We start from the raw sequence: 12183 nt of genomic DNA, 5'->3' as shown, positions 1-12183 counted from the left end.
ATGCTGCGACATCGGTACGGACTGCCGGTCCAACTGCTGGCCGGTCGCCCGATGATCACCACCGGCTCCATCCTCGGCGCCCTGATGATGCCACCGGATCTGGGCCGCAAAGTCCTGGCCACGCTGGACCGCACCTACACCGCCCCGGTGGTCGCCGAACCCGGTGAACGCAGCTGGACCTTCCTCGTCGCACCGCCGAGCCCGGCCACCCCGGTCGAGATCAGCGTGCGTCGCAGCCTGGCCGGACATTTCGTGATGGTCATTCCTCCTGGACGCCACGTCCTGCTCCCCACTACCGATTCCGAGCTCGGCTGGCACTGGGCAGGCGAGCCAACCCCCGGCGTCCTGCGCATGCCACCGCGCTCCGCGGTAATCAATGCGGTCTACCAGGTCACCGGCATGCGGTCGCACACCCTGTAATCGCTGCCGACCCCCGCCCAGCCACACCGGGCGGGGGTTGACCGATGGGGCTTATCAGGGCGAGCGTCGGCCCGGTCGTTTCCACCCGGCCGCATGCCCCGGCGGCGTCGCCTGAGTATTGTCTCGATTGCGATTATCGAGGACGTCCTACTCCTCACGACCAACTCGAATGGCCGTGTCGGCCTGGCGAACTGGCGAGATGTTCCGGTCGGGGGCGTGGTAGCAGGCGGTGACTCGGTCGCGCGGTTGGAATTCGAGTAGATCCCGGATAAGCGCCAGTGGTTTCTACTCATGTTCCGGTGCGCTCGGGAAATCAGCATTGAGGACATGACTACGTCGATCGATCCCGCGCTGATTTCGCGGTTGTCCGGGGAGTTCGCTGCATTGGGAACGCAGATGGGCGTCCTCGGCCGGGATCTGGATTTGTTACGCGCGCAGGTCGCCGCGGATTTGTCTGCGGCAACGGCGGTTTCGAAGGAACCGACCGGCTTCTCGGTTCGCGGGGAGTACCCACTCGGTCCGATCCCGGCGCGACCCGGCGCACCGGTATCCGGTGAAGCTGCATCCGAACCCCAAGGGGAGGTCGGTGGCCAGACGGTATCGCCGGGCGTTCCTGCAGTGGGAGAGGCGCCCACTGTTCCGGTCGGGCCTGCGGGAGGTACGGAAGTACGGCAGTCAGCTCCTGCCGGTGTTGCGGGCACTCCAGTGGTCCATGCGGCTGGTGCGGCCCCGGTGGCCGGTGCGATGCCCGCGGCAGGTGCGTCGGCGGCCCCGGGGCGTGCTGCAATGCCTGTGACTGGTGCGGAGCCGGGTGTACCCGCCCCAGGGGTGGTGCCTGGTGCACCGATGGCGGGGGCGGTGCCACCAGTTCCTGGCGGGGTGGGGCGGATTCCGATGGCGCCGGTGGTGGCTTCGGGGTGGGGGCGGCCGGTGCCTGGATATGGACAGTCGGGTGGTGTTGGGATGTCCGGGTGGGGTGCGGGGGCAGGCGGGGTGCCTTCGGGGATGTCCGGCGGGTTTGTGCCGTCGGTGCCTCGGCCGGGTGGGGCTGTTCCGCCGTGGCGGGGTGGGGGCGGGGCTGTTCCGCCGGGGGTGCCGCCGCGGTGGGGTGCGGGTGGGGCGGGGAAGACGCCGTGGTGGCAGCAGGAGGGGATGATCAGTCGGGTGCTGGCTGTGGCCGGGGTTGGGGTCACGCTGATCGGGGTGGTGATGTTGTTGGTGCTTGCCGCGCAGGCGGGATTCTTCGGGCCGGTGCCGAGAGTTGTTGCTGGAGGGGTGTTCTCGGCGGCACTGATCGGGGGCGGGGCGCGGGTGTTCGGGCGGGCCGGTGGCCGCGTCGGTGGAATTTCCTTGGCTGCCACCGGTATTGCCGGAGCTTATCTGGACGTGGTTGCGGTGACGGCGATCTACGGCTGGCTGCATCCGGTGGTCGGGCTCGCGGTGGCATTGGGTGTTGCGGCGGGTGGGGTCGGGCTGGCGATGCGGTGGCAGTCGCAGCCGCTCGCGGTGCTCGTGGTAGCGGGTGCGGCGTTGTTGTCGCCGTTCGTCACCTCGGGACTGGTGCTGCTCGCATTCCTGATCGTGTTGCAGTTGACCTGTGTTCCGGTGCAATTGATTCGCGATTGGCCGTTCCTGCATGTGGTGCGTACGGTGCCCGCGGTGTTGGCGACATTGCTCGCGATTGCCATTGCCGCCGTTGATGATCCGGCGCAGAGCCGGGTGCACTGGCTGCTGGCGGCGGCGGTCGCTATTGCGGCGATCGGGGTGATCGGCGGTTTGCTGGTGGTGCGGAGGCGATCCGGCGATATTGTCGCCGCGCTGACTTTCGCGCTCTCCACGGTGCCGCTTTTGGCCGCACCCGTGATGTTCGAACGGCACTCGGCGACCTACGTCGCGGCAGTTCATGCGGCGGTGCTGCTGACCGTGGCAGCCATGTGGATGGTGCCCAAATTGCGTGAGCTGGTGCGGATTCCGGGTTCTATCGCCTTTGTCGCCGCGATTGCCGGTTCATTCGCGCTGCTCGAAGCATGCGTCGGCGTGACGCGAGTGCAGACTCTGCCGATCGCACTGTTCCTGGTTGCGCTCTGCTACCTCGGGTTGGCCGGACAGCAGCGCTCCCGCAGCACCGCCGCCATCGGTGCGGCGTTCACATTGGTTGCCACGATGGTGTTCTTCGGCACGGTGACTCCGGAAGCGCTTGCGACACAGCGGCTTGCACACGAGCGCCTGGGCATCGCGACCGCACTGGGTGCCGTCCTCGCGTTCGCGGTGATCGTCGTGGCCCTCTGGTGTGCTCGGCGACTTCCCGGCATGACCACGGGCGGAACAGACGAATCGATGCTGTTCGTGGTCGCGAGCATCGCGGGCCTGTATGCGGTGACCGCCGCGGCGGTCTCGATCGGCATCGCGACCGGCAGCGCCGACGGCTTCATCATCGGCCACAGCGCGGCCACCATCCTGTGGATGGCCGCCGCTACCGCCGCGCTGTTCTTCGGCCTGCGCAACCTGTCGCGCTCCGCCGCCGTTGCCAAACTGGCCCTCGGCTCCGGACTGCTCGTCACCGCAGCCGCTCTGGCCAAGCTGTTCCTTTTCGACCTCGCCACCCTCGACGGCCTGGTCCGAGTAGCAGCCTTCCTGGTAGTCGGTGTCCTCCTGCTCCTGGCAGGAACCCGCTACGCCCGCGCCTTCGCCGAAGCCGGTGCCACAAACCCGGATTAAGCTGAATCCCGCTGACACCCGCAGCGCTGGTTGCACAGCCTGCTCATCGCCGGTGCGCACCTACGCCAGCCTTTCCGCCGAAGGTCGAGTTCAGTAACCCCAGTGAAAATTCCCCGCGGACGGCCACTTCCGATTCCGCGCAGGCGGCCAGTTCGCGTAGGCGGGCACCTTCTCAGCAGCGCCTCGGAACGCGCGGTTATGCCGAAGAGCGCGTTACCCAGAGAAAGTGCGGCAGTTCGAAATCCCGCCCGATGTGGGCGGCGGGGCGATCCCACACGAGTGACAATGTCTACTCGGTGAGGCGGGCCGCCCCTGGGAGAGTGACGTCCCCCCTCTCTATGACCACGGCGGAGGGCCCTGTCCGGGCATCCTCGGCGAATTCCTGCCAAGTGGTCGGCACAGCGTCGTCGATGACGGGTTCTTCCGAGTTGACGTCGTACTCGTCTTCGTCCGCCGTCGGGTCCACCTGTTCATCAGCCAATTCGGCCATCTTTTCGCTCATCAGCCGTCGACGGAACCGATGATAGAACGCGTTTTCGAACCGTACCAGGGTGCCGGCGACAGAATGGGAGCCCGGAAGCATTGTGCCGCAGGAACTCTGACCTGCACTGTATTGCCGCGTTTCGGCCAGATGCCGCCGCGCGATCGTTTGCTACTTGCTAGCCTCAGCGGCCAGATAGCTCCCGCCTTGTGGCCGCGAGTGGGGAATTCCAACTGGCCACTGGCACTCGCAATGTCTGGACTTCACTGAAGCCTGTGCCGCACACCAGGATTCAGCAGCGGTACCTGGGTGACGCAGGCGGCAGCACCCACGCCGCCTCGGCTGGCACTCGCGACGCGCGAACATTCACCGAACCCGACAGTAACCAGGTTCCGCAGGGACAATCCAGTCAGCGGTTCGACATATGACGGGCACCAGATATGCAGCATCGTTGTTCGCCTTTGAACGATGAAGTATCAACCGCAACCAGCGCGACCGGATGTCGCATTCGCGAAAGTGTTGGGCTCCGGGCGATCTCGTTGCATCGGCTCGGCGTGTGTCACGCACTCGGCCGCTCGAGGCCGCCGCAGATCAGGTCGACGATGCGTTCCGGGAGCGTCTCGTCGATCGGCTCGTGGGTGAGCAGGACTCGCATGTGGAATGGGGCGATGAGCGTTTCCAGTGCCAGGCGGGCATCGGTGGTCGGTGGCAATTCACCTCGCTGAATGCCGCGTTCGATGACGACCGACGCCAGGCTGAGGCGGGATTCCCAGAACCTGCGGCGTGCTGTCGCGACGGAATCGTCGTCGACGTGCACGGCTGCCGCGCGGGTGAAGATCGCTCCGGCGGGCTGGGACAGGAAAGCCGCTACCGAACGTGTCAATGCGAGGAGATCGCCGCGTACCGAGCCGGTGTCGGGTACCGGGATGTCCTCGCCGCTGGTGGCCAGCATCGCATCGACGATGAGGTTTTCTCGGGTGCGCCAGCGGCGGTAGATCGAGGTTTCGTGGACACCGGCGCGCGCCGCGACCTCGCCGACGCTGAAATTGTTCGGACCGTGCTCGAGCAGCACACCGACCGCGGCCTCGACCACCGCTTCGCGCACGCGTGCACTGCGTCCGCCGGTGCGCCGGGGTCGTTCTGTTGCTTCGGCCACCCCGTCAGCTTAACGCAAGAACTCTTGCGTTCGACTGCGCCGCGCGATAGCGTCCCTATCGCATGATTACTTGCGTTAAGGAGTGGATATGGTCAACTGGAATGCGCCGACCATCGATATCGCGCCCACTTCGGCCCCCGTCGGCTACCGCCGACTGCACCCGGATCGGGGAATGGAATTCCAGTTCAACCGTTTCCTGCAGTGGATCGGACCCGATGCCCTGGCCGAGATTCGCGCGGCCGCCGAGCGGATCAACTCCTACTCCGACTGGATCACGGTGTTCCTGGAACTGGCGCAGCAAGCACGCGCGGAAGGTCGCGTACTGCCCGCCGCGTACTACGACCGCGCGGCGGAGTTCTTCATGCCCGTCGACGACCCGCGCCGCGCCCCAGCTCGCCGCCGGTTCGTCGATGCGATGCGCGACCTCTACCAGCTGTATCCGGTCGACGTGTCCTACGGTGCGTCCGCATTGCCGACATACGAGGTGCGGCCCGAGGGCCTTTCGCACGGTGTCATCGTCGTCTGCGGTGGATTCGACGAGTACACCGAGGAAATCTTCCCGCTGCTGCTGACCGGAGCCCGCGCCGGATACCGCGTCATCGCCTTCGACGGTCCCGGTCAAGGCGGCGCTCTCGAAGACCACGGGTTGCCCCTTACCGCAGCCTGGGAAGACCCGGTCGCGGCCGTCCTCGACCACTACGGACTCGACGACGTCACCCTGATCGGCATTTCCCTCGGAGGCGGACTCGCCATCCGCGCGGCCGCCTTCGAACCCCGCGTCCGCCGCGTCGTCGCACTCGATGTACTCGATGACTTCCTCGAATGCCTTGGCGGACAAGCCTTTCCCGGTGCCACCCCGGCACTGCGCATCGCCCTCGCCGCGCGGGCGCGCTCCCTGGTCAACCTGACCGCACGTCTGGCCGCCGCCCGCAAACCGATCGCCGCCTGGGGCCTGCGCCAAGGCATGCACGTCACGGGCACTCCGGACGCCTACACCTTCTTCCGCGCCGCCGGCGCCCTGTCCACCCGCACCGTTTCCGCCCGCGTAACCGCCGACGTCCTGCTACTTGCCGGAGCCGACGACCACTACGTGCCCGCCCACCAACTCCACCGCCAGGCCGCCGCGCTGACCCACGCCCACTCCATCACAACCCGCCTGTTCACCGCCGCCGAACAAGCCCAAAACCACTGCCAAATCGGCAATATCGGCAGCTGCCTGCACACCATCCTCACCTGGCTACACGATCATCGGGCCGCGGACCTCAACCCAACTCCGATTCATTGAGCATTCAGCGCGCACCCACATGCCCGCGAATCACAGGCCTGGCAAGAAGCCGCGCACCGCTGGCGTCGAGGCTGCTTATCGGGATCGAAATCGCCGCTGGCACCGAAGCCGCGCACCGCCGTCGAAACCTGCCGCGCATGTTCGTGCGCACGCTGGTACGGGATCGTGGAGTTATGTCGGCAACACCGGCAAGCGAAAGTCGCTGCCGCACAACGTGTTACTCGCGATCCCGCCGTCGCAGCAGCTCGTTCACGCTGACCGTCCGTCCGTCCGCGCTGTGGTGCCGACCTTCGTCGGGCTTGCCGATGCGGCGACGGTTGGACCTCAGCTCGGCCATCCAGTTCTCGATGCTGCTGCGGTTCTCGTCCGGCGCATCATCATTCGAAGTGCCGGGCCGCTCCGATACCGCGTGGTGGGTCGGATGGTCCGCAGCCGGAATCGGCGTCGGCTGAAACGGCGGCGGCGGAGGCGGCGGCGTGGGCGCAGGCGGAATCGGACGAGTCGGCTCGGCGGCTCCCGAAATCGTCGGAACCGGCCGCGGCCGAACGGGCTCGGGAGCGGGCGGCGCGGACTGGCCGAGCGGCGCGGCCGGCGGCCCTGACGCCGGTGGTCCGCCATGTCCGGCTGGCGGCCCCGACGCAGGCGGTGCGACAGGTCCGAACGACGCAGGCGGGCCAGGCGGTGGCGTATGCAACGGCGAATTCGCCCGCGGCCGAGTCGGATCATGCGGCGTGACGGGCCGCGGCGGCTCGGGCGGGAGCTTCGCGAAATGCTGCGTCGGCGCCTCCGCCTCGATCTCCTCGACCGTGCGCGGCCGACGCGGTGAGCGCGACCGAGTATTGGCGTTATCGGTGAGCGCGGGCATCTGCATCGTCACCGGATCGGTAATCGGCGTGGTCTTCACCAGATCGACGACCTCGCCCCCGCCGGGACGCTCGTCGTCCAGAATCGGTTCACCGAGCCCGATCTTCTGCTGCACCTTCTTCATCCACGCCGGCGCCCACCAGCAGTCATCGCCCAGCAGCTTCATGGTGGCCGGGACGAGCAGCATCCGCAGAATCGTCGCGTCGATGAACAGCGCCGCGATCATGCCGTAGGCCAGATATTGCATCATGACCAGGTCGGAGAACGCGAACGCGCCGGTCACCACGAGCAGGATGAGTGCGGCGGCGGTGATGATCCGCCCGGTCTGCGCGGTGCCGATGCGCACCGCCTCGGTCGTCGAAGCCCCCTGCGTGCGCGCTTCGACCATGCGCGACAACAGGAATACTTCGTAGTCCGTCGAAAGACCGTAGATAACCGCGATGATCAGCACCAATACCGGCGACATGATCGGCTGCGGCGTGAAGTTCAACAGGCTCGCGCCGTGTCCGTCGATGAAGATCCACGTCAAAATGCCGAGCGTGGAACCCAATCCGAGTGCGCTCATCAATGCGGCCTTGATGGGCAGCACCAGTGAGCCGAAGGTGAGGAACATCAGCAGCGTGGTCACGAACAGCACCAGCGCGATCATCAACGGCATGCGGTGCAGCAGCGCGTCGATACTGTCCTTCTGGATCGCGGGCTGTCCGCCGACATACATCTGCACGTCGTCCGGCACGTCGAGGGAGTTCAGATATTCGATGGTCGGATCCGGATTCTCCGAATCCGCGAGGGTCGCGCTGGTGCGATAGACATTGGGGTCGGAGGACGAACGCGACGGAACGTCGAAGGTGCCGTTCAAGCCGGGCGCCTGCTTGGCCGCGGTCCACACCTTGCCGACGTCACTGCTGTTATCGGAGACGAAAACCAGCTGGATCGGATCGGACTTGCGTAGCGGGAAGATCGAATCGAACTTCGCCTGCGCGAGCCGGGTCGCGTTATCCGGCGGCAGATACCGCTCGTTGATGCCACCGAAGGCCAGATTCTTGACCGGAATGATCAGCAGCAGCAGCAGGATGCAGATCGGGATCGCGATCTTGAGCGGATGCTGCATCACCCAGCGGGTCGACTTGCCCCAGAAGCCGTTCTCGACTTCCTCGGCGGTCTTGGTCTTGCGGAATCGCTTGAGCCCGAGCATGTCCACCCGCGACCCGAGAATGCTGAGCATCGCGGGCAGGATGGTGATGGCGGTCAGCGCGGCCAGCGAGACGGTCGCGATGGAGCCGTAGGCGATCGATTTGAGGAAGCCCTGCGGGAACAGCAGCATGCCGCCGAGGCTGGCGATGATCATGGTCGCGGAGAACACCACGGTGCGGCCCGCGGTCATCACCGAACGGCGCACGGCCGCGCGGGTGTTGTAGCCCTCGGCGAGTTCTTCACGGAAACGACTCACGATGAACAGGCCGTAGTCGATGGCCAGACCGAGACCGATCATCGAAACGACCGGCGAGACAAACGAGTTGACCTCGGTGAACTCGGTCGCGAACCGCACGATGCCCCACGCACCGATCACCGTGAGACCACCGACGATCAGCGGCAGGGCCGCCGCGACCACACCGCCGAAGATGAAGAACAGCAGCACCGCGACCGCGGGGATGGCCAGGATCTCCATCCGCTTCTGGTCGGCGGCCATGGTGTCGTTCAGCGTGCCCGCCACCGCCTGCAGACCCGCGACCTGCACATCGACATCCGGAATGGCGAAGACATCCTTCACTTTCCGGAAGTTGCGCACCATATCGGTGTCGTTATTGCCCTGGATGGCGATCGAGGCGAAGGTGTACTTCTTATCCTTCGAACCGAATGTCAACGGTGAGGCCGGACCGGTTTCGGTCTGCCAGTAGGCGCCGTTGATCTTGGCGATCTCGTCCGGATGTTCGCGCGGCAGCTTGTTCAGGCTGTCGACGATCTTCTGCCGGAACTCTGGATCATCGATCGTCTTACCGTCCGGCGCGGTGTAGAGCACGATCACATCGCTGTTGTGATCACGTCCGAACGCCTCGTCGGACAACTTGGCCGCCTTGGCCGATTGCGAGGTGGGGTCATCCCACCCGCTGGAGCTGAGATGGTCTTCCAAGCCGAGGCCGTAACCGCCGAGTGCCAAGAGTGCGGCCGCGACAAATGCGATGACGGCGAAGCGCAGCCGATAGACCAGATCGCCCCAGCGTGTGAACACTAAGCGACTCCTTGGGCAGGGCGAGAGGTGAGCAGCGCCGACAGCGGCCGGAACGGCTGCAGCCAGGCACCCTCGTCGGGCAGCGAGTCGAGGCTGACCCTGGGCAGCGGTTCACGGAACACGCCCGGGATGTCCTCGAGATCTATGAACTCGAGGGTATCGGATGTTACGGCCCAACTCGCATGCTCACGGAAGCCGAGTATCTGAACGGGGATTCCGTTGGCGGCCAACCGTTCGAGTGGTTCGCGGAAGGCCTGGCCATCGGCCGAGGCGACCATGATGCCCGCCAACCCGGCGCCGCGACTGCGTAGCTCGATGTGCGCGAGCATATCCGCGTCGACATCGGAGTCCTCATCGATCTTGGGCTTGGCGAAGACCGCATAGCCGACATTGCGCAGCGCCTCCACCCACGGCCGCACCACATCGGCGGTGCCCGGCGCGATATTGGTGAAGACGGTCGCTTCCGGTTCGACCCGGGTCACGCTGCCCACGGATAGCTCGGCGGTGCGCGCGAGCAGCCAGCGGCCGAGCGCGTCGAAGCGCGGTCGATAGGCGGCGGTCGGGCGGCCACCGAGGATCGCGCCGAGTCCCATATCGAGATTCGGGGCGTCCCAGACCAATAGCACCCGACGCACATCGGGCGTAACCGCGCCGATCACCTCGGATCCGGTTCCGTGCACCTCCCCGGCAACATCCACGACCTCATGGGCCATCTCACCGACACTCATCATTCGATCTTCCCCCATATGAACTCGTTGATGGCGCTTCCGGCGCGATGTGCCTTGCCCTCGAATTTGGTGACGGGCCTTTCGAAACCGATCGGCGCGCTGTCGCGGTGTTCGGCGCTGACCCCGCCCGTTGTCTCGTTCAGCCCGATGAGCTGCGGTTCTGCCGCGCCTACCTCGGCGATGAATTCCGCGTAGTCGGCGTGGTCGGTCGCGACGTGCAACACACCGCCCGGCCGTAGGCGATTGGCGATCAATGCGAATGTCGCGGGCTGCAACAGCCGCCGCTTGTGGTGTCGCGCCTTCGGCCACGGGTCCGGAAAGAAGACGCGGACGCCCGTGAGCGACTGCTCAGCAATCATGTTTTCCAACACATCCACGGCGTCGCCGCGCAGCAGGCGAATGTTCTCGATCTGCTCGCGCTCGATGCGCTGCACCAGTTGCGCGAGACCGGGCTGATAGACCTCGATGCCGATGAGATTCAGATGCGGTTCCGCCTGTGCCATCGCGGCGGTGGCAGTGCCTGTCCCACAACCGATCTCGATGACGAGCGGGGCGTCGCGGCCGAACCAGGCGGCGGCGTCGAGTGGTTCGTCGGCCACATCGCGGCCGATCTTCGGCCAGGTGCGGTCCCAGGATTGCTGCTGGGTCGCGGTGAGTGCGCCCCGGCGCGAGCGGAAGCTCGTCACCCGGGGGTACAGACGAGAGCCCGAGCCTTTTCGGGATCCACCCTCGGCCGGAGCCGCAGCTGTGGACGGCGGTCCGGGAACTGACTCGGCAGTATGGTTCGCGGCGTCGTTCACGCGCTCCATTGTCCAGCATCGCAGGATGCGGGCAGCAAGCGGTCGTAGCGGATCGCTTGCGGAGCACCTCGGACGAACGGTTATGCGGCCTGTACGCGGGGGATTCGAGTCGCGGGCTCGGTCTCCTGACGCAGCGGCTTGCCGAGCGCCACCTTGACCGCGGTGCCGAGCATTTCCCACAGCCCGCGCACGCCGGTCGGCGAGGCGGCGACCGACCACACCGTGCTGTCGCCGACATCGTGCACCGGCTTTCCGGCGAGCCGATCGCCGAGCCAGTCCAGGCTGATCGGGGTGGCCAGCGGGAGCAGCGAGAAGTGCTCGCTGAGCCGGTCGCGCACATAGGTGACCTGCGCGCCGCCGCGGCGGTACCGCTCGACCTGGCCGTCGACACCGTCCATATGGATGATCTGGTCGTGCACCGGCTGCACCACCAGCAGCGGGCAGGTCGGGGTGGAGTGCCCCAGGCGCAGGTCGTCGAGCATCGCCCGCACATCGGGCGCGGCGAGCACCTCGGCGAGCGGACGGCTCAGATGGTGGCCGACATCTCGATTGACGAGTCCGAGCACCGCCGCGACCGGAGTCGACCGTTCGGCGCGTTCGATGAGCCGGTGGCCCTCGGCATCGCATTCGCTCTCGAATACCGCGGCCAGCGCCGGATAGAGCCTGCGCAGCACCGCGACCACCATGGCGGGCAGTCCGGCGTAGTGCCCGCCGTTGAGTCGGGTGAAGACCTGCCCGGGATCGCCGACCGGCGCGCCGAGCACCGCGCCCACGATATCGAGCTCCGGTGCGTAGGTCGGTGCCATCTCGACCAGCCACGAACTGGCCATGCCGCCACCGGAATAACCCCACACCGCGATCCGGGTATCGGCACGCAGGCCCAGCGGTGCGAAGCGCAGCGCGGCGCGGATTCCGTCGAGTCCGCGGTAGCCGGGCTCGCGTGGCGCGCCGAAATTCCCGTGCGGCCCCTCGTGATCGGCGATGCTCACCGCCCAACCCCGGCGCAGCGCGTTGGCCAGCAGCATCCATTCCAATTGGGTGACCGAACCGAGCGCGTGCGAACCGCGACGCAAGGCGTAAGACGGGGAACATCGCTCGGTTACCGCGTCCATGGCGGTCTGGAAGGCCAGCAGCGGGCGGTCCTCGTTCGGGTCGGCGCCGAGCGGCAGCAGCACCGTGGTGACCGCCGCTTCCGGCGTCCCGTGCATGTCACAGCTGCGGTAGAGCAGTTGCCAGGCCGAGACCTGCTGCGGTACAAGGCCGAACAGTGCGAGTTCGACGCGACGACTGCGCAGGATGGTTCCCGCCGGACGAGCGGCGAAGCCTTTGGGTGGTCGGAGGAACGGATCGCTACTGGGTAGCAGTGGCTTCCGATTGCCGGACGCGTCCGGCTCAGCACCGATGACATCGACGGTCACGGCAACCTCCTCATCGAGACCAGCGGAACCGATTCCGCCTGGTCGGCTTGCCGTGTTCGAAAAGCGAAGCTGCGCACCGACTA

General features: G+C 66.5%; 9 protein-coding genes. 3 read left to right on the top strand and 6 right to left on the bottom strand.

All coding sequences use genetic code 11. The features are described 5' to 3' along the window. Window positions 1-420 carry a hypothetical protein gene (locus ACQP1T_RS37505; RefSeq protein WP_433757686.1) on the top strand — a complete coding sequence of 140 codons (420 nt, stop codon included), beginning with the start codon at window positions 1-3 and terminating at the stop codon, window positions 418-420. Between the two features lie 963 nt (window positions 421-1383). Beyond that, on the top strand, window positions 1384-3138 hold the full coding sequence (locus ACQP1T_RS37500; RefSeq protein ID WP_433757685.1) for a DUF2339 domain-containing protein: 1755 nt from the start codon (window positions 1384-1386) through the stop codon (window positions 3136-3138). A gap of 289 nt (window positions 3139-3427) precedes the next feature. Here the strand turns inward: ACQP1T_RS37500 and ACQP1T_RS37495 are convergent, their stop codons facing one another. Together ACQP1T_RS37495 and ACQP1T_RS37490 are read right to left on the bottom strand one after the other, a co-directional pair. Further along, window positions 3428-3640 (bottom strand): hypothetical protein, encoded by a 213-nt coding sequence (locus ACQP1T_RS37495; protein ID WP_433757684.1) that lies wholly within the window; start codon window positions 3638-3640, stop codon window positions 3428-3430. Between the two features lie 538 nt (window positions 3641-4178). After that, complete coding sequence (locus tag ACQP1T_RS37490; protein WP_433757683.1) at window positions 4179-4775, bottom strand: TetR/AcrR family transcriptional regulator; 597 nt, start codon at window positions 4773-4775, stop codon at window positions 4179-4181. A gap of 88 nt (window positions 4776-4863) precedes the next feature. Between ACQP1T_RS37490 and ACQP1T_RS37485 the strand changes: the two genes are divergently transcribed. Then, complete coding sequence (locus ACQP1T_RS37485; RefSeq protein ID WP_433757682.1) at window positions 4864-6060, top strand: alpha/beta fold hydrolase; 1197 nt, start codon at window positions 4864-4866, stop codon at window positions 6058-6060. A gap of 217 nt (window positions 6061-6277) precedes the next feature. On the opposite strand, the gene ACQP1T_RS37480 is transcribed toward ACQP1T_RS37485, so the two are convergent. The 4 genes from ACQP1T_RS37480 to ACQP1T_RS37465 all read right to left on the bottom strand — a co-directional run bounded on the left by ACQP1T_RS37480 (window position 6278) and on the right by ACQP1T_RS37465 (window position 12100). Further along, complete coding sequence (locus ACQP1T_RS37480; protein WP_433757681.1) at window positions 6278-9154, bottom strand: MMPL family transporter; 2877 nt, start codon at window positions 9152-9154, stop codon at window positions 6278-6280. Further along, window positions 9154-9882 carry an NYN domain-containing protein gene (locus ACQP1T_RS37475; RefSeq protein ID WP_084484555.1) on the bottom strand — a complete coding sequence of 243 codons (729 nt, stop codon included), beginning with the start codon at window positions 9880-9882 and terminating at the stop codon, window positions 9154-9156. Before ACQP1T_RS37475 ends, ACQP1T_RS37480 begins: the two co-directional genes overlap by 1 nt. Next, window positions 9882-10691 carry a tRNA (guanosine(46)-N7)-methyltransferase TrmB gene (gene trmB, locus ACQP1T_RS37470; protein WP_433757679.1) on the bottom strand — a complete coding sequence of 270 codons (810 nt, stop codon included), beginning with the start codon at window positions 10689-10691 and terminating at the stop codon, window positions 9882-9884. Before trmB ends, ACQP1T_RS37475 begins: the two co-directional genes overlap by 1 nt. Before the next feature lie 71 nt (window positions 10692-10762). Continuing rightward, window positions 10763-12100, bottom strand: a complete 1338-nt coding sequence (locus ACQP1T_RS37465; RefSeq protein WP_433757678.1) for a lipase family protein — start codon at window positions 12098-12100, stop codon at window positions 10763-10765. Window positions 12101-12183 lie beyond the last annotated feature (83 nt).

The organism is Nocardia sp. CA-135398, from assembly GCF_050955845.1.
In the GTDB taxonomy this organism is placed as follows: domain Bacteria; phylum Actinomycetota; class Actinomycetes; order Mycobacteriales; family Mycobacteriaceae; genus Nocardia.
The sequence above is the reverse complement of the archived record's forward strand: the minus strand, read 5'-3'. Positions and strand labels throughout refer to the sequence as shown.